Below are 22,196 nucleotides of genomic sequence, written 5' to 3'. Positions count from 1 at the left end.
TGGCATACGCGCGCGGCGCGCGTGCATCTGTAATCCTTCGACGATTGCAACAGGAGGTTGCCTTGCTCGTTTCCGATCCGCTGCGGACGTGTGTCCGCGCCGCTGTCTTTGCATGCGTTGCCCTCTTGTCGCCACACACCACGCATGCGCTGCAGGCGGCCGACTACCAGCGCGCCGAACGCGTGCATGACAGTCATCTGCGCGGCGCGCTGCGCAATGCTTCGGTCCTGCCCCACTGGTTGGCCGATGGACGATTCTGGTATGAGCGCGAAGACACTCAGGGCCGGCGCCAGGCGGTACTGGTCGATCCCGTCCAGGCGACACGCCAGACCCTGTTCGAACCCACTGCGCTGGACGCTGCGGTTGCACCGCTCGGTGCCAGCGGGCCACGCCTGCGCCTGGCCAGCGTGCAGCAGGCGGACGATGGCCTGCGCCTGCGGTTCAGCGGAGAAGTGCCCGTCGATTGCCAATGGCCGCGCTGGCAATGCGCACGTTCGCCGGATGCGCGGCCGCCGGCCGATGCACTGCCTTCGCCCGTAGGCGATGCGTGGCTGCAGGTGCGCGACAACAACCTGTGGCTGCAGTCGCCTGGCACGGTGCCACGGGCACTGACCCGCGGCGGTGAAGCCGGTAATGGCTATGGCGCACTGCCGGACTTCGCCCTGCGCGGTATTCCACGCCGTCAGGGCCGGATGCCGGTGCGGCCGTTCGCGGTTGGCTGGTCTGCGGACGGGCGCTACGTGGCCGGCATCCGCTACGACGAACGCGCGCTGCAGGACTACCCCTATCTGGAAAGCAGCCCGACCCACAGCGCGCGGCCGCGCGTGCATACCGTGAAGCTGGGGGTGCTGGGCGATGCACAGCAGGTGCGCGACACCCTGTTTGTGGTGGATACCCGCAGCGGCAGGCAGCATGACATCGCGCTGCCCGAGGGCTGGAACACGCTCAGTGAGGCCGGCATCCTGGGTTGGGACGGCGATCGGTTGTATGCCGTGATCGCGCACTTCGGCACACCGCGCAGGCTGCGCCTGCTGGAGATCGATGCCAACAGCGGTGCATCGCGCACGGTTCTGGAAGAAGCCAGCGACACTCGCCTGCAGCTCAACGTGTATTCCTACAACCGGCCAGCGGTGGCCATCCTGCCCGGGCAGGACACCGCCGTGTGGTTCTCGCAGCGCGATGGCTGGGGTCACCTGTACCGGGTGCGCCTGTCCGATGGCAAAGTGCTGCGCCAGCTCACCCGCGGCCACTGGGCGGTGCGCGACCTGCTGGGTGTGGACGCTGCCGGTGGCTGGGCGTACTTCAGCGCCGGTGGCGTCGACGCGGGCGATCCTTACGTGCGCGGCCTGTACCGGGTATCGCTGCAGGGAGGGCCGGTCCAGCGCCTGGCCGCCGATGGTTACGACCACATGGCCGATGCCGGTACCGGCGCGCTGTTCGGCGGGCGCGCACCCCAGGCGCTGTCGCCCAGTGGTGGCTATCTGGTGGATACCGTTTCCCGTCTCGACCAGCCACCACGCACCGTGCTGCGGGCCAGCGATGACGGTCGCGAGCTGCTGTTGCTGGAAGCGGCGGACAACCGGGCAGTGCTTGCTGCGGGGTGGCGCCCACCGCAGCGCGAACGTCTGCTGGCCGCCGACGGGCGCACGCCGATCTTCGCCACCGTCTACCTGCCCCGCGACTATCGCGATGACGGCAGCGTCCCGGTGATCGATGCGATGTACGGCGGCGCCTTCATCAGCAATGCCCCGGTGACCTACGCCGAGGCGGTGTCCGCGCTGAATCCGGTGTCACGCGCCAGCCTGGCCGAGCTTGGCTTCGTGGTGGTCAGCATCGATGCGCGCGGCACCGGCGGCCGCGACAAGGCCTTCCATGACAGCAGCTTCCTGCACGGCGCCGATGTGCAGCTGGATGACCATGTGGCCGCGCTGCGCCAGCTGGGCGAACGCTACCCGGGCATCGACCTGCAGCGGGTCGGCATCTACGGGCATTCGTTCGGCGGTTACAGCGCGGCGCGGGCATTGCTGCGCTACCCAGCGTTCTACAAGGTGGGCGTGGCCTCGGCCGGCAGTCACAATTTCCAGGGCATGTACGGCGGCGCCCTGCACGGCATGGACCGGCTGTTCGGTGGCGTGCTGCCAGCCACGGCCATGACCGATGGCGTGCCGGCGCCCTTTGCCGGGCTCGACAACGCAGCGCTGGCCGGCAACCTGCGCGGGCATCTGATGCTGGTCTATGGCGAGCTGGACGAAAACGCACCGCCGGCGCTGACCCTGCAGCTGGCCGCCGCCCTGAACAAGGCCCAGCGCAGCTACGACCTGCTGTACCTGGCCCGGCAGGACCACGAGCTGTTCCGCAACGACGCCACCTACACGCACCGCATGTGGGACTACTTCGTGCGCCACCTGGCCGGCCAGCAGCCACCGGATACGGTGCTGGCACCGCTGCCCGGTGGCCCGGGCTGAACGGGCGCCCAGAGGATGTCGATCCACGACGCCCTGGTTCGTCGTGTACTTGAAGGCCGTGCATGCGGCACGGTCCATCCGGAGGCAGGCAATGAGCTACATCGATGGTTTCGTCCTGGCGGTGCCCACCGCCAACAAAGAGAAGTTCCTCGCCCATGCACGCACAGGGGATCCCGTTTTCATCGAGTACGGCGCGCTGCGCGTGGTCGAGTGCTGGGGTGACGACGTACCGCACGGCAAGACAACCGACTTTTTCGGCGCGGTGAAAGCCACGCCGGACGAGACGGTGGTGTTTTCCTGGATCGAATGGCCGGACAAGCCGACCCGCGACGCCGGCATGAAGAAGATGATGGAAGACCCAAGGTTTGATCCGGCGACGAATCCGATGCCGTTCGACGGCGCGCGGATGATCTACGGTGGCTTCGTGCCGATCTACGAACTGACCCGCTGAACCGGGCGGACGTGCTCAGCGCGCGTCCGTTCCATCGCTGGCGGAGGCATGGCCGGCGCCCAGTGCGGCGCCGGCGCCGAGGCCCACACCGCCCATGCCGGCCCCCATTCCGCCACTGCCGCTTCCACCCGCACGACCGCCCTTGGCATCGCCGTCGTTGCGGCCCTTGCCACTGGCACCGCCCGGCCGGGTCGGCCCCTGCGGCGGTATCTGCAGGTCGGCCGGAATCGGCGCCAGGTCCAGCGCTTCGCGCACGAAGTCGCGCAGCGAGACCACCAGTTCGTGGGTATGCACCGGTCGCCCCTGTGCAAGATCGTTGGCAGCGCGCGCAGCCAACCGCACCTGTTCGTCGGTGCCCAGCAGCAGGATGTCCGACAGCGCCGCTTCAACGGCATCGCGGATGCGGCGCGCGCGATCCGAGCGGGGTTCGGCGATGCCTTCGGCATCTTCGCGCTGGCGCAGGTCGCGGCGATGGCTGGGATCCACGCCCAGTTCGCCGGTGAACGAACCGCCCAGGGTCTTGTAGGCCGCCATCAGCGTGCGCAGCCGTTCGTTGATCTGCCGGTTCTCGCGCTCGCGGCGCTGTTGCAGGGTCTGCATCACCAGCAGGCGGATGCCCACGCCCAGCAGGGTGATCAGGACCAGGCCGGCCAAGGTGGACAGCACGCCCTGCCAGGAACTGAAGTCGATACCGCGCATGCCCGGGGCTCCAGCGGAAAGAACCCGCATCTTGCCCCGGACAGTGTCCCGGAAACGCGAAAGGCCCCACCACCCGGTGGGTGGCAGGGCCTTCGGTCACGGCGCGATTACTTGCGCTTGGCGGCCTTGCGCACGGCCTTCTTGGCCGGAGCCTTCTTGGCAGCGACCTTCTTCAGCGGGGCAGCCTTCTTGGCAACCGTCTTGCGGGTGGCGGCAACCTTCTTGCCAGCTGCCTTCTTGGCAACGGCGGTCTTCTTGCCGACGGCCTTCTTGGCCACAGCAGCCTTCTTGCCGACAACCTTCTTGGCGGCAGCGGTCTTCTTGGTGGCGACCTTCCTGGTGGCGGCAACCTTCTTGCCGACAACCTTCTTCGCAGCCACGGCCTTCTTGCCAGCGACCTTCTTGGTGGCGACGGTCTTCTTGGCCACAGCCTTCTTGGCGGTGGCGACCTTCTTGCCGACCACCTTCTTGGCGGCCGCGGTCTTCTTGGCAACGGTCTTCTTGGCAACGGTCTTCTTGGCAACGGTCTTCTTGGCGACGGCGGCCTTCTTGGTGGCAGCCTTCTTCACGGTGGCGACCTTCTTGCCGGCAGTCTTGGTGGCGGCCTTGGTGGTCTTCTTGGCAGCGGCGGCCTTCTTGGTCACAGCCTTGCCTGCAGCGGCCTTCTTCTTGGCCACTTCCTTCTTCAGGGCAGCGGCTTCGGCCTTGGCGTTCTTCTTGGCCGCTTCCAGCTTCTTCTTGGCGTTGGCAACAGTCTTGCCGACCGACTTGGCAGCCTTTTCGGCCTTCTTGGCAACGGTCTTCTCGACCTTGGCCACGGCCTTCTTGGCCTTGGCAACGCGGGTACCGGCAGCCTTGGTGGCGCGCTTGACGGTCTTCTTGACCGACTTCACTGCGTCTTCGGCAGCGTGGGCGATGGTCTCGCCAACGTTGGTGGCGGTTTCTTTGACGTTCTCGACAGCGTCGGTCACGACCGACACACCATTACCGTTGCTCATGTTGCCCTCCTGGGGGCCTTAAGTATCAAAACGGGGCGATGCTATACCGACATTGACGATCGTGGAACGGGGCATGCGCCACCAATCGCATCTGCTGCGACGGCGATGGTGTAGTCGACCATCCCTGCAGGCACACCGTGTTTACAGGAAACCCCTTTTTTTTCAGTGCTGCGCCGCATGATCCGCGTCGTGACAGGCCTTGGTTGTGTGCACCCGCCCGGATGCCGCGGAAGGCATGCAATATGGCGCGTCGCGGCACCGGGATGCGCAGAACTGCGCAAGTATCGTCCTGTATCCGCGCGACCTGCGGCTGACGTCCGCACACAGCCGGGCGCCGCCTCCGCTGTCGTCACCGGCCCAGCGCCGGTCGTCGCGATCCGCGCTCCCGACGCGCGGTTTTCATGGCGCATTTATCCAGATCGCGACACACTCATTCAGCTTGTTTTACCGTAGAGCCGAACCGCCCCCATTCCCGCCAGCAAACCGACTCCCATGCGACCGCTACCTACCCTGCTCACGCTCGCAATCGCCGCCGCCTTCGGTGGCTTCGTTGCCACCGGCATCAACGCCCACCTGGACAACCGTGCCGATGCCGCTCCGCTTCCAGCGGTGGTGCCGACCATGGCGGCACTGCCAGCCGCAGTGGCCGGGCAGCAGGTTCCGTCACTGGCACCGATGCTGGAGAAGGCGATGCCGGCCGTGGTCAGCGTCAACACCAAGCAGGTGGTGCGCGTACGCAATCCCTTCTTCAACGACCCGTTCTTCCGCCGCCTGTTCCCGGACATCCCGCAGGAACGCATCAACGAATCGCTGGGGTCGGGCGTGATCATCGACGCCAGGGAGGGCCTGGTGCTGACCAACCACCATGTCATCGACAACGCCGATGACGTACAGGTGACACTGGCCGACGGGCGCACGGTCAAGGCCGAATTCCTCGGCTCGGACCGCGATACCGACATCGCGCTGATCCGCATTCCGGCGCAGAACCTGACCGACATCAAGCTCGGCAACAGCGACCAGTTGCGGGTGGGCGACTTCGTGGTGGCCATCGGCAATCCGTTCGGCTTCAGCCAGACGGTCACTTCGGGCATCGTCTCGGCAGTGGGCCGCAGCGGCATCCGCGGGCTGGGCTACCAGAACTTCATCCAGACCGACGCGTCGATCAACCCGGGCAACTCGGGTGGCGCGCTGGTCGACCTGCAGGGCCAGCTGGTCGGCATCAACACTGCCAGCTTCAACCCGCAGGGCAGCATGGCCGGCAACATCGGCCTGGGCCTGGCGATTCCCTCGAACCTGGCGCGCAGCGTGGTCGACCAGCTGGTCAAGCACGGCGTGGTGGTGCGCGGCACGCTGGGCGTGGAAAGCCAGAACCTGACCGCGCAGATCGCGCAGGGCCTGGGCCTGGGCGAAACCCGCGGTGCGCTGATCACCCGCGTGCTGGCCGGTTCGGCGGCCGCCGCCGCCGGCCTGAAGCCGGGCGACGTGGTGGTGTCGGCCAATGGCCAGCGCGTGGACAGCGCCGAAGCCCTGCACAACGTGGAAGGCCTGGCGGCGGTCGGCAGCCCGATGACGCTGGACGTACGCCGCGAAGGCAAGCCGCTGCAGATCAAGGCGACGCTGAAGGAACAGGCACGCGCGGTCACCGGCGACAGCCTGGACCCGCGCCTGGGCGGGGCCACCTTCGTCGACCTGCCCGAGTCGCTGCGCCAGTCGGGCGCCAGCGGCGTGCTGGTCAGCGAGGTCAAGCGCGGCAGCCGCGCCGCCAGCAACGGCCTGCAGCAGGGCGACATCATCACCGATGCCACCGTCGGTGAATTCGCCGACCTGGCCAGCTGGCGCGCCAACTTCCAGCAGCGCCCGCCGACGCTGGTGCTGCGCGTGCTGCGCAACAATGGCCAGCAGCAGGGCCAGCTCGTGATGCGCTGATCGCCCTGCCGTAACACCCCCTATACCCCGGCAATGCTATTGCTGTCAGTCCAGGTCGGCACCGCCGACTCCCGTTCCCCCATCGCAACAGGAGTGATTCGATGAGCCCCACCAATACCGAGAACCTGAAGGAACACCTGGGTGAAGCCGGTTCCCACCTGAAGCAGGCCGCTACGGCCGCCGGCGGTGCGATCAAGGGTGCAACCGGTGCAGCGACCGACGAGCTTCGCATCGGCAAGGCCAACGTCAAGGCTGAATTGTCCGACAGTGCACTGTCCGGCCTGGCCGCCGCCGAGTTCGGCGGTGCCGCCGCCAAGGAACAGGTCGATGCGCTGATGGACAAGGGCAAGGACCTGATCGACAGCGCCGCCGAACTGATCCGCGAACGTCCGCTGGCCTCGTTCGGCGTCGCTTTCGCAGCCGGCTGGATCATCGCCAAGCTGGCCCGCGGCAGCAGCGACAAGTAAGCCGCAGCGTGAGCGAAGACAACACGCAAGCGCCTGATCCGGCGGCCACCCCGCCGCTGGATGAGAGCATCCGCCAGGTCGGCGCTGCCGGTCGTGCCGCTGCCGATTCGGCCAAGCACACGCTGCGTTCACTGCGCCGGCTGGCCTCGGCCGACTTCGCACTGGCGCGCAGCGCATTCGGTCGTGCGCTGGCCTGGGCCGGCGTGGCGATCGTGTTTGGTGCATCGGCGTGGCTGCTGATGGCCGCCACCCTCATCGCGCTGCTACAGAGCTGGGGCCTGAGTTGGCTGCAGGCCCTGCTGATCACCTCGCTGCTGAGCCTGGCCGTCACCGGCTATGCGATCTGGCGGGTGTCCTACTTCTTCCACCACACCGGCATGCACGCCACCCGGCGTCAGCTGTCACGCCTGGGCCTGTTTGACGAACCCAGCGAAAACGACCCTGATGCCGGCGTGCAGCTGCCCGAGGGCAAGCCATGAAGTTCGGCGCGCTGCAGCGGCGGGTAAAGCGCTGCGAACAGGTGGTGACCGTGCGTCTGGGCGAGACACAGGACCACTGGTCCACCCTCGGCCAGGTGTGGCGACAGGGCTGGTCGCCGTTGCGCATCGTAGTGGTCGGCCTTGCCGGTGGCTTCATCGCCGGCAAGCTGGAGGTACCGGGCAAGGTCAACGGTGCCCGCTGGCTGCAGATGGTCGGTTCGGTCTCGAACCTGTTCGCCAGTGCGCAGGCGGCGTTCGCCACGGCGATGGCGGCGCAGGCTGCGGCCACCGCCGACGATGCGGCCGAAGAAGCCGACGATGCCAGCGAGCAGGCACAGGCAGCGGCCTCCGCTGCCGGAGCACGGCCGGCACCGGCACCACGCTCCGTGCCGGAGCCAGAACCGGACCTGCGCGGACCACGTCCGGCCGAAGCGGCCACCGAGCTGTCCGAACGTTGATCCATGGAATCCGCCGCGCCGATCGCGGCCGGCGGATAATGCGCTCCCCTTTCCGGTTGATGCGTCGATGAGCGAGTCCCTCCTGTCCCCGCCACCGGCCGGCCCCGACGAGCCAGAGGCAGCGCTGCCACCACCGTCGCGCCCGCGCGGGCCGATGTCGCTGGTGGTGCTGGCGACCCTGGCGGTGGGCTACACGCTGTGGGCCGCGCAGGACATCATCCTGCCGGTGCTGCTGGCGATGTTCTTCGCCCTGGTCGGCAACCCGATCCTGCGCCTGCTGCAGAAGCTGTGGATTCCGCGCGCGCTGGGCGCACTGTTGATCCTCGGTGCGGGCCTGGGCGTGACCGGTTCGCTCGCCGTGCAGCTGATCGGCCCGGCAATGGAATGGGCGCAGGAAGCCCCACAGCAGCTGCGCAAGGTCGCCCGCCAGGTGCAGGACCTGACCAAGCCGGTGCAGCAGGCCAACCAAGCGGCGGAAAACTTCGCCCGTGTGGCCGGCGGTGACAGCAACCACAAGGTGCAGGTGATCCGTACCCAGCTGGACGACCCCTACCGCATGCTGACCCGTGCGCCGCGGCTGGCTGCCTCGGTGTTGGCCGTGGTGCTGCTGACGCTGTTCTTCATGATCTACGGGCAGAGCCTGCAGCGCGCGGCGATCGCCCTGTTCCCCAACCGCCAGCAGCAGCGCTTCACCACGGACATCCTGCGTTCGATCGAACGCGAGGTCTCGCGTTACGTGCTGACCATCAGCGTCATCAACACTCTGGTCGGGCTGGTGTTCGCCGGCGTGCTGATGCTGCTCGGTATCGGCCTGCAGGAAGCGCTGCTGTGGGGCACGGTGGCCGCGCTGCTGAATTTTGCGCCGTATGTGGGTCCGTTGATCGGCGTGGCGCTGATGCTGTTGATGGGCTTCGTCGAGTTCCGCGACCCGCTGCAGGCCCTGCTGCCAGCGGCCGCCTACCTGGGCCTGCACACACTGGAAGGGCAGATGGTGACCCCGATCGTGCTGGGTCGTCGGATGAAGCTGTCGCCGCTGGTGCTGATCCTGGCGCTGATGGTGTTCGGCTGGGCCTGGGGCATGATCGGGCTGCTGCTGGCGGTGCCGCTGCTGGTGTGCATCAAGCTGGTGCTGGCACGCTTGGACGGCATGCAGGGCTGGGCACGCCTGCTGGAATGAAAGCCCGCGCGGGCAGGGGTAGAATGGCGGGGTGAATTTCCCCGTCCAAGCCATCACCCTCGACCTTGACGACACGCTGTGGCCGTTCGCTCCGATCGGCGCCCGCATCGAACAGGTCCTGCACGCCTGGATGTGCGAACACAGCCCCGCTACCGCCGCGATGTATCCGGTGGAGGCGATGCGCGAACTGCGCGAGCGGCTGTACCACGCCCATCCGCACCTCCACCACGACCTGAGTGCGCTGCGCCGGCTGACCCTGCACGAAGCACTGCGCACCAGCGGTGCCAGCCTCGATCTGCTGGAGCCTGCGTATGAAGTGTTCTACGCCGCGCGCAACCAGGTGGAGTGCTATCCCGATGCGATCGACGCGCTGGCGCGCATTGCCGCACGGGTACCGGTGGCGGCGCTGAGCAACGGCAACGCCGACCTGGAGCGGATCGGCCTGGCCCATCATTTCGCCTTCCAGCTGGGTTCGCGCGAACACGGCGCGGCCAAGCCCGAAGCCAGCATCTTCCATGCCGCGTGCACCCGCCTGGGTGTGGCGCCGGCACAGGTGCTGCACGTCGGCGATCATGTCGACATGGACGTGGCCGGGGCGATTGCCGCCGGCCTGCGCGGCTGCTGGATCAACCGCGACGCAGCCACCTGGACCCATCCGCAGCTGCAGCCGGACCTGCAGTTCGACACCCTTACCGGCCTGGCCGACTGGTTGGATGCCAACCTCGACGCCGCCGCACCCCGGAGTACCTGACGCATGAGCGAGATCACTGGTTTCACCGCCGACACCGCTGCGGCGCTGCCGTTGTACGTGCTGGACCGCGAGCAGTTCACCGCCTGGAAGGACAGCCAGCCGGCTGCCACGCAGGCGTGGCTGGCATCGCAGGGCTTCAACGCCGGCGCCCACAGCGTGGCACTGCTACCGGGCGCCGATGGCCTGGCCGGTGCCGTGATGGGCGTGGGTGATCGTGCCGATGCCTACAGCTATGCGCATGCGCCGCACGCGCTGCCGGAAGGCAGCGTCTGGCAGCTGGCCAATGAACTGCCGGCCGCCGAACTGGCGCTGCTGCAGCTGGGCTGGGGCCTGGGCAGCTACCGCTTTGACCGCTACCGCAAGCGCAACCGCGCACCGGCGCAGCTGGTGGCCTCGCCGACCGGCGAAGTGGCCGACCTGATCGCCGCCAGCCTGCGCGTGCGCGACTGGGTCAACACCCCGACCGAAGACATGGGCCCGCAGCAGCTGGAAGACGCCGCGCGTGCGCTGGCCGACGCACATGGTGCGCAGGTCGAGGCGATTACCGGCGACGAACTGCTGAAGCAGAATTTCCCGGCCATCCACGCCGTGGGCCGCGCTTCGCATCGTGCGCCGCGCCTGGTCGTGCTGCGCTGGGGCAGGGAAACCGACCCGGCACTGGTGCTGGTGGGCAAGGGCGTGTGCTTCGATACCGGCGGGCTGGACATCAAGCCGGCCGACGGCATGCGCAACATGAAGAAGGACATGGGCGGCGCCGCGCACGCACTGGCCCTGGCCGGCCTGGTGATGGCGCGCGGGCTCCCGGTGCGCCTGACCCTGCTGGTGCCGGCAGTGGAAAACGCGATCGGCCCCGATGCGTTCCGTCCGGGCGAGGTCATCGCCACCCGCAAGGGCCTGAGCGTGGAGATCGACAACACCGACGCCGAGGGCCGCGTGATCCTGTGCGACGCATTGACCTTCGCCGGTGAGCAGAAACCGGACCTGGTGCTGGACTTCGCCACCCTCACCGGTGCCGCGCGCATCGCCCTGGGCCCCGACCTGCCGGCACTGTTCAGCAACGACGACACGGTGGCCCAGCAGTGGCTGCAGGCCGGTGACGCGACCCGCGACCCGGTCTGGCGCATGCCGCTGTGGCGCCCCTACCTGCGCTACCTGAGCAGCGGCATCGCCGACCTGGCCAACGCCGGTTCGCGCATGGCCGGCTCGGTGACCGCCGCGCTGTACCTGGAACGCTTCCTGGAAGACGGCCAGCGCTGGGCGCATCTGGACGTGTATGCCTGGAACGACGGCGAGCGCCCGGGCCGTCCGGCCGGTGGCGAAGCGCTGGCGCTGCGCTCGGCGTGGGCGATGCTGAAGCAGCGCTACAGCTGATCGGGTGGGTGCCGACCGTTGGTCGGCACGCCGTCCCCGGAAAATCTGACGAAAAATTGAATTTCGGCCCCGGCCGGGTTCTGCGAGGATGTGTGGGTCGACCACCCACACGCTCCGTGAAGGCAGGACTCCGACCATGTCGCTCTTTCGCTACACCCGCGCTGGCCAGACGCCGGGCGCGCCACGCAAGCATTCACCCCTGCTCTGGATCGCACTGATCGCACTCATCCTGGGTGCGGTCGCGCTGGCCTTCGCCTGGCTGGCCGGCTGGATTGGCGGCCGCCTGACCGCGCAGCGCTTCACCGACACCATCGAAGCCACCGGCCCGGCACATCCCGGGTTCCGCCGGGCGCACAGCAAGGGCATCTGCGTGAGCGGTTGGTTCGAACCCAGTGCACAGGCCCCTACCCTGTCCAGTGCACGGGTTTTCTCGCAGCGCCGCGTGCCGGTGATGGGCCGCCTGTCGATCGGCGGCGGTGATCCCTACGGCGCCGACAACACCGCGCGCGTACGCAGCCTGGCGGTGCAGATGGTCAGCGATGACGGCCAGGAATGGCGCATGGCGATGAACAGCTTCCCGTTCTTCGCGGTGCCCGATGCCGAGGCGTTCTACGAGCAGACGCGCGCCTCCATTCCCGACCCGGCCACCGGCAAGCCCGACCCGCAGAAGATGGCCGCGGTGCTGGCGAAATACCCCAGTGCACAGGCGTTCCAGCAGTGGGCCAGGACGGCGCCGTGGACCAGCAGCTGGGCCGACACCACCTTCAACAGCGTCAACAGCTTCTGGTTCACCAACGCGCAGGGCCAGAAGCGTGCGGTGCGCTGGCGCTGGCAGCCGCAGGCGCCGGTGGTGGAGATGGATGCGGAAACGCGCAAGCAGGCCAGTGTCGATTTCCTCAGCCAGGAACTGCAGCAGCGCCTGGCCAGCGGCCCGGTGCGCTGGAACCTGGTCGTCACTACCGCCGCGCCCGGCGATGCCATCGATGATCCATCGGTGCCGTGGCCAGAGTCGCGTGATCAGGTGGTGGCCGGCGTACTCAGCCTGGACCGCATGCAGTCGCAGGAAAAAGGCGCGTGCGGCCAGATCAACTTCGATCCGCTGATTCTGCCCAGCGGCGTGCGCGGCAGTGACGATCCGATCCTGGCGGCCCGCTCGGCGGTGTATTCGCAGTCCTTCAACCGCCGCGAGCGCGAGCGCGCCAGCGGCAACGTCGAGCAACCGAAGGAGGCCGCGCGATGAACACCCATAACGGCCACTTCAACCTGCTGGCGCGGGTGCTGCACTGGACCATGGCGCTGATGATCATCGCCATGCTGTTCATCGGCGTGACCATGGTCGCCTCGCTGCACCTGCGGCCGATGCTGATCGACCTGCACCGACCAATGGGCATCGCGATCCTGCTGCTGGTGCTGCTGCGCCTGTACAACCGCCTGCGCCACCGCCCGCCGCCGCTGCCGGCGGATCTTCCGGTATGGCAGGTGATGGCGGCCAAGGCCTCGCACTGGATGCTGTATGCGCTGATGCTGGCGATGCCGTTGATCGGCTGGGCGATGCTGTCGGCCGGCGGTTACCCGATCGTGCTGTGGGGTGGCCTGCACCTGCCGCCGATCGTGCCGCACACCCCGGCGTTGTATGCCGCGCTGCGCAATGCGCACAGCTTGTTGGCGTATGTGTTGTTCGCCACGGTGCTGATGCATGTGGGGGCGGCGCTGTTCCATTTGTGGGTGCGGCGGGATGGCGTGTTCCAGGCGATGGCGCGCGGGAAGGATTGATCGGGTTCGCCGGGTGTTCCCGGTGATGTCATTTCCGCGACCGCGGGTGGGTGTCACTTTCTTTGCTCGTGCACCACGCTGCAGGAGCAGCGTGGAACGGCGTAGCCGGCCCGTAGGGTGGCGCACATGGATGTGCGCCATCAAGAAAGTAACCAAAGAAACACGCCGCCAGATCGCGAGCCGGTGCTGCGCACCGGTGCCCTGCGCTTCTCGGTGAATCAGGGGACGGCGCCGAACTCGCTGCGCTCAGACATCGGCGCCTCTACGCCCCTGATTCCCCTGCGATGCTCGGCTCGCTAAAAGGCGGACCCGACGTCAAAGGCAAAAGCTGCACCCCGTAGATCCACGCCGCGCGTGAATGCTCTTGTTGTTGATCTTGCCCTTCAAGTCCGCCTTGAGCGAGCCGAGCACCGCAGGTCCGGCGAGGGCGAAGAGGTGCGGGTGTCTGAGCGCAGCGAGTTCCCGCGCCGTCCCTCGACGGACCGAGGAGCGCAGGGCACCGGCGTGCGAAGCACGCCGGCTCGCGGCCGGCGGAGCGTTTCTTTGGTTACTTTCTTTGCGCGCAAAGAAAGTGACACCCACCCGCGGTCGCGGAAACGACATCATTGGGAACAGCTGGGCGCCGCTACAACCATCCCTTCTGCCGCGCCAGCCGGTACGCCTCGATCCGGTTGGCCACCCCCAGCTTGCCGATGCACTCGGACAGGTAATTGCGCACCGTGCCATGCGACAACCCCAGCTGCTCGGCAATCTCGCTGGCGGTACGGCCCTCGCCCGCCAGCCGCAGCACGCGGCGTTCGCGGTCGGTCAGCGGGTCGGCCTGCGACCACGCATCCAGTGCCAGCTGTGGGTCGATCGCGCGGATGCCCTGTTTCACCTTGCGCAGGGCATCGGCCAGGTTCTCGGCCGGTGCGTCCTTCAGCAGGTAGCCCAGCACGCCCGCTTCCAGCGCGCGGCGCAGGAAGCCGGCACGGGCGAAGGTGGTCACGATCACGACCTTGATCGGCAACTCGTGGCGGGCGATGCGCTGGGCCAGTTCCAGCCCGGACAGGCCAGGCATTTCGATGTCAGTGACCAGGATGTCCGGCTGCAGCTGCTGCAGCATGCGCCACGCCGCCTCGCCGTCAGCAGCGCTGCCCAGCACCTCGATGTCCGGCTCCAGGCCCAGCAGCGCCGACAATGCACCGCGTACCATCGCCTGGTCTTCGGCCAGCAGGATGCGGATCATGCGGCACCATCCCGTGCCAATGACGCTGGCGACAGCGGCGTGGTCGCGGCCACCAGTGGCACGCGCACGGTCACTACCGTGCCTTCTCCGCGCGGCGACTGCAGTGACAACTGGCCGCCCAGCGCCATCGCCCGTTCGCGCATGCCACACAATCCGTTGCCCTCGGCCTGTACGCCACCGCGGCCGTCATCGCGTATCTGCATCACCAACTGTCGTTCCTCAAGCATGAAATCCACCTGCACCCGGGTCGCCTGCGCGTGGCGCACGATGTTGGTCGCAGCCTCGCGCAGCACCAGCGCCAGCCCACGTTCCACGTCGACCGGCATCGGCAGCGGCGGTGTGTACTGCAGGTGTACCTGCTGGCATTCCAGCAGCAGCCGCGCCGAGGCCAGCTCGCCAGCCAGGTCGCTGGCGCGGATGCCGGTCACCGCACTGCGCACCTGGGCCAGCGCCTCGCGGGCGATCGCCTCGGCTTCGCCGATCTCCTGCCGCGCGCGCGCGTCATCACGGTCGTACAGCTTGCGCGCCAGCTCCAGCTTCAGCGTGATCAGCGACAGCGTGTGGCCCAGCAGGTCATGCAGATCGCGGCCGATGCGCTCGCGCTCGGCGGTAGTGGCCAGCCGCCGCACCTCGTCCTGGGACAGCTGCAGGGCAACGTCCCGTTGATGGCTCAAGGCCTCCACGTTCACCACCAGGCCGACGATGAACGACACGGCCGGCATCCACACCATGGCTTGCCACGGATAACCGACGTAGAGCGCAGCGCCGCAGAACAACAGGTTCAGGCCGGTGAGCTGCAACAGGTACACCCACCAGCCGCCACGGCTGCTCATGCGGATCATCACGCAACCGAACACGAAGTAGCTCAGTCCCGACGGATACCACGGCAGCAGCACCAGGGCCATCAGGATCATGCCCAGCGCATAGCGCCATGCGTGGTGCCGTGGCGCCAGCATCACCTTCGCATAGAGCAGCAGGAACAGCGGATAGCTGGCCACGGTCAGCAGCAGCCAGCGCACCGTGAAGCCATTGCCGAGCACCGGGGTGAGGAAGATCCAGACCGACCACAGCAGGTGGATCGCACCGCTCCAGGGCGACTTGCCACGCCGCAGCAGGTCGGCCACCGCCGAGTCCGGCGCGGGGCGCAGCAGGGACGCAAGCCAGCTCGACGACACGGAAGAATCCAGGCGGGAATGATCGCTGCCGATCATGCCAGTTCAGCCGATCCGGCGCAGGCGGCGGCGCGCCAGCAGCAGCGCCACCACCGTGACCGCCAGCAGCACCAGCAGGTGGCCAGCCATGCCGCCCACCGACGGCAGCCCGACCACCGGCAGCGCCAGCTGCGCCAGATGCCAGGTTGGCCACAGCGGTGCCATCATCGAGAACACCTTGGGCAGCGCCGACAACGGCAGCCACAGGCCCGACAGCAGGGCCAGCGGCAGGTAGACCAGGTTGACCATCGCCGGCGCCGCGCTGGCACTGACATGACTGCCGATCAGCAGGCCGATCGCCCCCAGCGGCAGCGCTGCCAGGCCCGCCACCGCCAGCAGCTGCAGCATCTGCACTGCCTGCAGCTGCACGCCACCCAGCGCACGCGCCACCCCGATCAACAGGGCGGCTACCAGCAACGCGAACATCACGGCCATCGCCAGTCGCGCCAGCAACGGTGCCGCCGCCGGCATCGGCAGCGCTCGCTTGAGGGTCAGCAGGCCGCCTTCACGGTCCAGCGCCAGCTGCACGCCGAAGCCGAACAGGGCCGGGGCCATCGCACCGAACACGCAGTAGGTGGCCAGCAGGTAGAGCGGTGCATGGCCGCGGCCCAACAGCACGCCGAACAACAGGTAGAACAGCACCGGGAACAGCAGCGAAGGCACCGCGAAGGCGGGTGTACGCCAGGCGCGGAGCAGCTCGGCCACCAGTTCAGCGCCGTACGGGCGCAAGGCCTGGCGCCACGCCGATACCGGCGCGGGTTTAGTGCCGGTACGGGTCATCGTGTTCATGCGGCCTCCCGGGTCATGTCGAGGAAAGCGTCGGCCAGTGCCGCGCCCTGTACTTCCAGCTCACGCAGCTGTGCATCGGCGGCCAGCAGGCGCGCCACCACCGGCTCGGCCGGGCTTGCCATCAACTGCAGGTGCTCGCCATCACGCTGCACCTGCTGCACGCCCGGCCACTGCTGTACGTCTTCAACAGTCAACACGCTGCGGCAGCGGATGCGGCGCGGCCGATCGGCCAGGCGCAGCTCGCTCAACGGTGCGTCGGCCAGCACCCGGCCCTGCTCCAGCACCACCACCTGCTGCGCCAGCGCTTCGGCCTCTTCCAGATAGTGGGTGGTCAGCAGCACGCCGCAGCCTTCGGCCACCAGCTGCCGGATCGCCTGCCACATCGCCTGCCGCGCCTGGATGTCCAGGCCGGTGGTGGGCTCGTCCAGGAACAGCACGCGCGGGCGACCACACAGCGCGATGGCGAACTGCACCGCGCGCTGCTGGCCACCGGACAGCTGACCGTAGCGACGGCCTGCCAGTGCCTGCAGGCCTGCGCGCTGCAGCACCTCCTGCAGCGGCATCGGGTCCGGATAGCAGGCGCTGGCCTGCGCCACCAGTTCGTCCACCTGCAGCATCGGCGGCAGGCTGGTGCTCTGCAGCATCACGCCCAGGCCGAGGCGGCTGCTGCGCTGCTGCGGGTCGCCACCGAGCAGCTCGACCTGGCCGGCATCGGCGCGGCGCAGGCCCAACAGCACGCTGATCGCGGTACTCTTGCCGGCACCGTTGCGGCCCAGCAATGCCAGCACCTGGCCAGCGCGGACCTGCAGGTCGACGCCCTGCAGGGCGGTATGGTCGCGGTAGCGCACCTGCACCTGCTGCAGGCGGGCCAGCGACGGGGCGATCGGATCCATGGGCGGTACCGGTAGCGGGGACGTTGCCATCCTGTGCCGCCGTGGTCACATTTCGCAGTTGCCGCCGTCAGTGTCATCGGATGACAGCTGTCACTGCCGTCATCGCTGTGCCTGCCTTCATGCTGTGCCGCACGCTCCACCGCCGGAACCGCCGCCGTCCGCGCTTCCGGCCACACCCGCCCGAACGCCTGTGATGGAACGAATGAACGCTTCTGCCGAGCTGTTGAAGGAACTCCGTATCGACCGCAAGTCGCCGCCGCCCGCCTCCGGTGGTGGCAGCAATGGCGGTGGCCGTCGTTGGCTGTGGATCGCGATCATCGTGGTCGTGCTGCTGATCGCCGCTGCCGTGGCCTTCCTGCTCGGCCGCGCGCCGGCCGTGGAAGTGGAAACCGCGCCCGCAGTGGCCATCCAGCAGGGCAGCGCCAGCAGTTCGGTGCTCGATGCCAGTGGCTACGTGGTCGCCCGGCGCATGGCCACGGTCTCGGCCAAGATCACCGGCAAGGTGCGCGAGGTGATGATCGAGGAAGGCATGCGGGTCGAAGCCGGCCAGGTGATGGCCACCCTGGATCCGATCGATGCCGATGCGCAGCGCAGCCTGTATGCCTCGCAGTTGCAGGCCGCGCGCAGTCAGGTGGCCGGGCTGGAGGCACAGCAGAAGCAGGCCGCCGCAGAAGCCAGCCGCCTGCAGGCGCTGGTCGACCAGCAACTGGTGTCACGTTCGCAGTACGACCAGGCCGTGGCCCAGCGTGACAGCCTGCGTGCGCAGCTGGAAACGGCCCAGCGCAACGTCAAGGTCGCCAACGACCAGCTGGCCATTGCCGATCTGGGCGTGGACAACAACATCGTGCGCGCGCCGTTCTCCGGCGTGGTCACCGCCAAGGCCGCGCAGCCGGGCGAAATCGTTTCGCCGCTGTCGGCGGGCGGTGGTTTCACCCGTACCGGCATCGGCACCATCGTCGACATGGACTCGCTGGAGATCGAAGTCGAGGTCGGTGAGGCATTCATCGGCCGCGTGCAACCGAAGATGCCGGTGGAAGCCACGCTCAACGCTTATCCGGAGTGGAAGATTCCGGGCGAGGTCATCGCCATCATCCCCACTGCCGACCGCGGCAAGGCCACGGTGAAGGTGCGCGTGGCGCTGAAGGTGAAGGACCCGCGCATCGTGCCGGAGATGGGCGTGCGGGTCAGCTTCCTGGAGCAGGCGCAGCCGCAGGCGGACGCCAAACCGCAGGGCGTGCGCGTGCCGGCTGGCGCGGTGGTCCAGCGCGAGGGCGCCTCGGTGACCTTCGTACTGGGCGACCAGAGCCGCGTGCAGCAGCGCACGGTCGAGGCCGGCCAGGCGATGGGCAAGGACCGCCAGATCCTCAAGGGCGTCAGCGCGGGTGAGTCGGTGGTGGTGAACCCGCCGGACACCCTGCGCGATGGCGCCAAGGTGCAACAGAAACAAGCGCAGTAACGGCCTGGCGCCCATGGGCGCCGCCGGCAGCACCGCTCGACGCACGCCTGCGGCCACCGCAGGTGCGCTTCCCCGTTTCCCGCCTTCCGTGGAGAACCACCCATGTCGACCCTGGTTTCACTGCGCAACATCACCAAGACCTACCAGCGTGGCCCCGAGAAAGTGCAGGTGCTGCACGGCATCGACCTGGACATCGCCAGCGGCGACTTCGTCGCGCTGATGGGCCCGTCCGGCTCGGGCAAGACCACCCTGCTCAACCTGATCGGCGGCCTGGACAACCCCAGCGGCGGCGAGATCAGCATCGAAGGCGAACGCATCGACCAGATGAGCGGCGGCCAGCTGTCGACCTGGCGCAGCCACCACGTCGGCTTCGTGTTCCAGTTCTACAACCTGATGCCGATGCTGACCGCGCAGAAGAACGTGGAGCTGCCGCTGCTGCTGACCCATCTCAATGCCGCGCAGCGCCGGCGCAATGCCGAGATCGCGCTGACCCTGGTCGGCCTGGCCGACCGCCGCAGCCATCGCCCCAATGAACTGTCCGGCGGCCAGCAGCAGCGCGTGGCGATCGCGCGGGCGATCGTTTCCGACCCGACCTTCCTGATCTGCGACGAACCCACCGGCGACCTCGACCGCCAGTCCGCCGAGGAGATCCTCGGCCTGCTGCAGCAGCTCAACCGCGAACACGGCAAGACCATCATCATGGTCACCCATGACCCGAAGGCCGCCGAGTACGCCACGCACACGGTGCACCTGGACAAGGGCGAGCTGGCCGACGCGCCGCTGGCCCACTGACGGAGGCCACGGCGATGAAATACTTCTCGTTGGTGTGGGCGCAGCTGTTCCGCAGCCGCACGCGCACCCTGTTGACCCTGCTGTCGGTGGTGGCCGCGTTCCTGCTGTTCGGCATGCTCGACTCGGTGCGCGTGGCGTTCTCGTCCGGCGGCAGCGTGGAAGGCGCCAACCGCCTGGTGGTGGCCTCGCGGCTGTCGATCACCCAGTCGCTGCCGATCCGCCTGGAAACCCAGATCCGCCAGGTGGCCGGCGTGCGCGACGTGGCCTACGGCATGTGGTTCGGCGGCATCTACCAGGATCCAAAGAACTTCTTCCCGAACTTCTCGGTGTCGCCCAACTACTTCGATGTCTACCGCGAGCTGCAGATCGATCCGGCCCAGCTGGAGGACTGGAAGCAGACCCGCACCGGCGCCATCGTCGGCGAATCGCTGGCCAAGCAGTTCGGCTGGAAGATCGGCGACACCATCCCGTTGCAGGCCACGATCTTCCCGCGCGGCGGCAGCAACGACTGGCCGCTGGAACTGAAGGGCATCTACCGTTCCAAGGACCGAGCGCTGGCGGCCAACGAAGAACGCCAGTTGATGATGAACTGGAAGTACTTCGATGAATCCAACGACTACATCAAGAACCAGGTGAGCTGGTACACGGTGACGCTGGACAACCCGGATCATTCCTCGCGGGTAGCGCAGGCCATTGATGCAATCTCGGCCAACTCCGACCACGAGACCAAGACCCAGACCGAGTCGGCGTTCCAGCAGGCCTTCGTCAAGCAGTTCGCCGACATCGGCATGATCGTCACTTCAATCATGGGCGCGGTGTTCTTCACCCTGCTGCTGTTGACCGGCAACACCATGGCGCAGGCGGTGCGCGAACGTGTGCCGGAGCTGGCCACGCTGAAGACGCTGGGCTTCAAGGACAGCACCGTGCTGACCCTGGTGATGGTGGAGTCGGTGCTGCTGATCGGCCTGGGCGGCCTGATCGGCATGGGCCTGGCCGCACTGATCCTGCCGGCGATCGGCCCGAAGAGCATGGGCATGCTGCCGCCACACGTACCGACGCCGACCTGGCTGATGGGGCTGGGCCTGATCGTGGTGATCGGCATCATCGTCGGGTTGTTGCCGGCGCTGCGTGCCAAGCGCCTGAAGATCGTCGACGCACTGGCCGGCCGCTGAGGAGGACACCGACATGTTCAAGAGCAAACTCAAGAAATGGCTGGGCAACGGCCTGACGGTGCTGCTGCTGGTGATCGGCCTGGTGCTGTGGATCAGCCTGCCGTGGTTCGGCGTGCTGGCCGTGGCCGTGCTGGTGGCACTGTGGCTGCTGCTGACCCGTGGCGGACGGTTGGCGCTGGCCGCCACCCGCATCGGCGTGGCCAGCCTGCCGCAGCGCTGGGGCGCGTCCTCGGTGATCGTGGTCGGCATCGCCGGCGTGGTCGGCGTGCTGGTGGCGATGCTGGCGATGGGCGAAGGCTTCCAGGCCACGCTCAACAACACCGGCGACGACACCACCGCCATCGTGCTGCGCGGCGGCTCGCAGGCCGAGACCAACTCGGTGATCACCCGCGAGCAGGTGCCGACGTTGTCCACCCTGCCCGGCATCAGCCGCGATGGCGAAGGCCGGCCGCTGCTGTCGCCGGAGCTGTCGCAGGTGGTCAACCTGGTATCGAAGTCCGACGGCACCGACGTCAACGCGCAGTTCCGCGGCGTTGGTCCGCAGGCCTGGGCCGTGCATGACAAGGTCAAGATCATCGAAGGCCGCAAGTTCGCAGCCGGCCTGCGCGAGATCGTGGTCGGCCAGGGTGCCAAGGGCCAGTTCCGCGACATGGACGTGGGCAGGACGCTGACCCTGGGCAACCAGACCTGGACCGTGGTCGGCGTGTTCGCCACCGGCGATGCGCACGATTCGGAGCTGTGGACCGACGCCGATACGCTGGCCACCAGCTACCAGCGCAGCGCCTGGCAGTCGATCAGCGTGCGTACCGATGGCAAGGCCGGCTTCGAGCAGTTCAAGGCAGCGGTCGCCGCCGACCCGCGCCTGAAACTGGACGTGGAAACCACCCGTGTCTACTACAGCAAGCAGGGCGGCGGGCTGACCAAGCTGATCGACATCCTCGGCAAGGTGATCGGCACGATCATGGCGGTGGGTGCAGTGTTCGGCGCACTCAACACCATGTATGCGGCCGTGGCCACCCGTGCGCGCGAGATCGCCACCATGCGCGCGATCGGCTTCCGCGGCCTGCCGGTGGTGACGGCGGTGATGCTGGAGACCATGCTGCTGGCGTTGCTGGGTGGCCTTCTGGGGTGTGCGGTGGCGTGGCTGCTGTTCAATGGCTACAGCGTGTCCACCATCGGCAGCAACTTCAGCGCGGTGGTGTTCAAGTTCCATGTGTCGCCGGAACTGCTGTGGACCGGACTGAAATGGGCGCTGGGCATCGGCCTGGTCGGCGGCCTGTTCCCGGCGCTGCGCGCGGCCCGTTTGCCGATCACCACGGCGTTGCGAGAAACCTGAGCATCACGCAGCGGTGGACTGCGCATCACGCAGGGGACGGAGCGAAGACTCCGTCCCTTTTATTTTGCGCGTCATCCACGCTTGCTGGTGAGCCAGAACGTCCAGTAGATCCACGCCATGCGTGGATGGATGCCGGCGCACGCGCACGGCTACAGATTGCGGGAAATACGCCGCTATCGATGCCTCTGCCCATCGAGAGCGCAACGCGCGTGACGTCGCGCACATCCCATCTGTGGATTGTTGGTTGCGATTCATTTTCGCGCACATCCGCGGCGCAGAGGCAAACAGTTACGAATGGAAACAT

Annotated in this window: 21 protein-coding genes; 15 read left to right on the top strand and 6 right to left on the bottom strand. The window is 67.7% G+C overall.

The genetic code is table 11. The annotated features are described in order from the left end of the window. Positions 1 to 62: 62 nt before the first annotated feature. Together AC5P68_RS14375 and AC5P68_RS14370 are read left to right on the top strand one after the other, a co-directional pair. Positions 63 to 2,465 (top strand): S9 family peptidase, encoded by a 2,403-nt coding sequence (locus tag AC5P68_RS14375; RefSeq protein WP_288419028.1) that lies wholly within the window; start codon positions 63 to 65, stop codon positions 2,463 to 2,465. Positions 2,466 to 2,556: 91 nt separating this feature from the next. After that, the gene (locus AC5P68_RS14370; RefSeq protein WP_005407745.1) at positions 2,557 to 2,916 is read left to right on the top strand and encodes a DUF1428 domain-containing protein; all 360 of its coding nucleotides are present in this window, start codon (positions 2,557 to 2,559) and stop codon (positions 2,914 to 2,916) included. Positions 2,917 to 2,931: 15 nt separating this feature from the next. Here AC5P68_RS14370 and AC5P68_RS14365 read toward each other — a convergent pair whose 3' ends face one another. Both AC5P68_RS14365 and AC5P68_RS14360 read right to left on the bottom strand, forming a co-directional pair. After that, the gene (locus AC5P68_RS14365) at positions 2,932 to 3,615 is read right to left on the bottom strand and encodes a hypothetical protein (protein WP_111173343.1); all 684 of its coding nucleotides are present in this window, start codon (positions 3,613 to 3,615) and stop codon (positions 2,932 to 2,934) included. Between the two features lie 107 nt (positions 3,616 to 3,722). Continuing rightward, positions 3,723 to 4,613, bottom strand: coding sequence for a histone (locus AC5P68_RS14360; RefSeq protein WP_495222157.1), 891 nt, complete (start codon positions 4,611 to 4,613; stop codon positions 3,723 to 3,725). A gap of 492 nt (positions 4,614 to 5,105) precedes the next feature. Here AC5P68_RS14360 and AC5P68_RS14355 point away from each other — a divergent pair, with 492 nt between their 5' ends. The 9 genes from AC5P68_RS14355 (at position 5,106) to AC5P68_RS14315 (ending at position 13,015) form a co-directional block, all read left to right on the top strand. Continuing rightward, positions 5,106 to 6,539: a Do family serine endopeptidase gene (locus tag AC5P68_RS14355; protein ID WP_012478904.1), complete on the top strand. Its 1,434-nt coding sequence runs from the start codon at positions 5,106 to 5,108 to the stop codon at positions 6,537 to 6,539. A gap of 101 nt (positions 6,540 to 6,640) precedes the next feature. Next, positions 6,641 to 7,006 (top strand): hypothetical protein, encoded by a 366-nt coding sequence (locus tag AC5P68_RS14350; RefSeq protein ID WP_004153835.1) that lies wholly within the window; start codon positions 6,641 to 6,643, stop codon positions 7,004 to 7,006. Between the two features lie 8 nt (positions 7,007 to 7,014). Continuing rightward, positions 7,015 to 7,485, top strand: a complete 471-nt coding sequence (locus AC5P68_RS14345) for a phage holin family protein (protein WP_033833594.1) — start codon at positions 7,015 to 7,017, stop codon at positions 7,483 to 7,485. Next, positions 7,482 to 7,943 (top strand): hypothetical protein, encoded by a 462-nt coding sequence (locus AC5P68_RS14340; RefSeq protein WP_005411983.1) that lies wholly within the window; start codon positions 7,482 to 7,484, stop codon positions 7,941 to 7,943. The genes AC5P68_RS14345 and AC5P68_RS14340 overlap by 4 nt, the downstream gene beginning before the upstream one ends. Before the next feature lie 67 nt (positions 7,944 to 8,010). Then, positions 8,011 to 9,120 carry an AI-2E family transporter gene (locus tag AC5P68_RS14335; protein ID WP_005411982.1) on the top strand — a complete coding sequence of 370 codons (1,110 nt, stop codon included), beginning with the start codon at positions 8,011 to 8,013 and terminating at the stop codon, positions 9,118 to 9,120. Positions 9,121 to 9,151: 31 nt separating this feature from the next. Continuing rightward, positions 9,152 to 9,871 (top strand): HAD family hydrolase, encoded by a 720-nt coding sequence (locus tag AC5P68_RS14330; RefSeq protein WP_033833592.1) that lies wholly within the window; start codon positions 9,152 to 9,154, stop codon positions 9,869 to 9,871. 3 nt (positions 9,872 to 9,874) lie between these two features. Continuing rightward, positions 9,875 to 11,242, top strand: a complete 1,368-nt coding sequence (locus tag AC5P68_RS14325) for a leucyl aminopeptidase family protein (protein ID WP_033833591.1) — start codon at positions 9,875 to 9,877, stop codon at positions 11,240 to 11,242. Positions 11,243 to 11,378: 136 nt separating this feature from the next. After that, positions 11,379 to 12,482: a catalase family peroxidase gene (locus AC5P68_RS14320; RefSeq protein ID WP_033833590.1), complete on the top strand. Its 1,104-nt coding sequence runs from the start codon at positions 11,379 to 11,381 to the stop codon at positions 12,480 to 12,482. Further along, complete coding sequence (locus tag AC5P68_RS14315) at positions 12,479 to 13,015, top strand: cytochrome b (protein ID WP_288419042.1); 537 nt, start codon at positions 12,479 to 12,481, stop codon at positions 13,013 to 13,015. Before AC5P68_RS14320 ends, AC5P68_RS14315 begins: the two co-directional genes overlap by 4 nt. 625 nt (positions 13,016 to 13,640) lie before the next feature. Here the strand turns inward: AC5P68_RS14315 and AC5P68_RS14310 are convergent. The 4 genes from AC5P68_RS14310 to AC5P68_RS14295 are packed head-to-tail and all read right to left on the bottom strand — an operon-like array spanning position 13,641 to position 17,136. Then, entirely contained in the window at positions 13,641 to 14,243 is a 603-nt protein-coding gene (locus tag AC5P68_RS14310) for a response regulator transcription factor (RefSeq protein WP_005407733.1), read from the bottom strand. Continuing rightward, a complete protein-coding gene (locus tag AC5P68_RS14305; protein ID WP_288419043.1) occupies positions 14,240 to 15,454 on the bottom strand; it encodes a sensor histidine kinase in 1,215 nt (404 codons plus the stop codon). Before AC5P68_RS14305 ends, AC5P68_RS14310 begins: the two co-directional genes overlap by 4 nt. Positions 15,455 to 15,460: 6 nt before the next feature. Then, positions 15,461 to 16,243, bottom strand: coding sequence for an ABC transporter permease (locus AC5P68_RS14300; protein WP_288419045.1), 783 nt, complete (start codon positions 16,241 to 16,243; stop codon positions 15,461 to 15,463). Further along, positions 16,240 to 17,136 carry an ABC transporter ATP-binding protein gene (locus tag AC5P68_RS14295; protein WP_049433628.1) on the bottom strand — a complete coding sequence of 299 codons (897 nt, stop codon included), beginning with the start codon at positions 17,134 to 17,136 and terminating at the stop codon, positions 16,240 to 16,242. The genes AC5P68_RS14300 and AC5P68_RS14295 overlap by 4 nt, the downstream gene beginning before the upstream one ends. A 202-nt stretch (positions 17,137 to 17,338) precedes the next feature. Here AC5P68_RS14295 and AC5P68_RS14290 point away from each other — a divergent pair, with 202 nt between their 5' ends. The 4 genes from AC5P68_RS14290 to AC5P68_RS14275 all read left to right on the top strand — a co-directional run bounded on the left by AC5P68_RS14290 (position 17,339) and on the right by AC5P68_RS14275 (position 21,892). Beyond that, positions 17,339 to 18,592, top strand: coding sequence for an efflux RND transporter periplasmic adaptor subunit (locus tag AC5P68_RS14290; RefSeq protein WP_288419046.1), 1,254 nt, complete (start codon positions 17,339 to 17,341; stop codon positions 18,590 to 18,592). A 102-nt stretch (positions 18,593 to 18,694) separates the two neighbouring features. After that, positions 18,695 to 19,384 carry an ABC transporter ATP-binding protein gene (locus AC5P68_RS14285; RefSeq protein ID WP_004137569.1) on the top strand — a complete coding sequence of 230 codons (690 nt, stop codon included), beginning with the start codon at positions 18,695 to 18,697 and terminating at the stop codon, positions 19,382 to 19,384. Between the two features lie 14 nt (positions 19,385 to 19,398). Beyond that, the gene (locus AC5P68_RS14280) at positions 19,399 to 20,556 is read left to right on the top strand and encodes an ABC transporter permease (protein WP_005407727.1); all 1,158 of its coding nucleotides are present in this window, start codon (positions 19,399 to 19,401) and stop codon (positions 20,554 to 20,556) included. Between the two features lie 13 nt (positions 20,557 to 20,569). Continuing rightward, entirely contained in the window at positions 20,570 to 21,892 is a 1,323-nt protein-coding gene (locus AC5P68_RS14275) for an ABC transporter permease (RefSeq protein WP_288418199.1), read from the top strand. The last annotated feature ends 304 nt before the right edge of the window (positions 21,893 to 22,196 follow it).

It is taken from the genome of Stenotrophomonas sp. YJH_SMC_58, assembly GCF_059369635.1.
The sequence above is the reverse complement of the archived record's forward strand: the minus strand, read 5'-3'. Positions and strand labels throughout refer to the sequence as shown.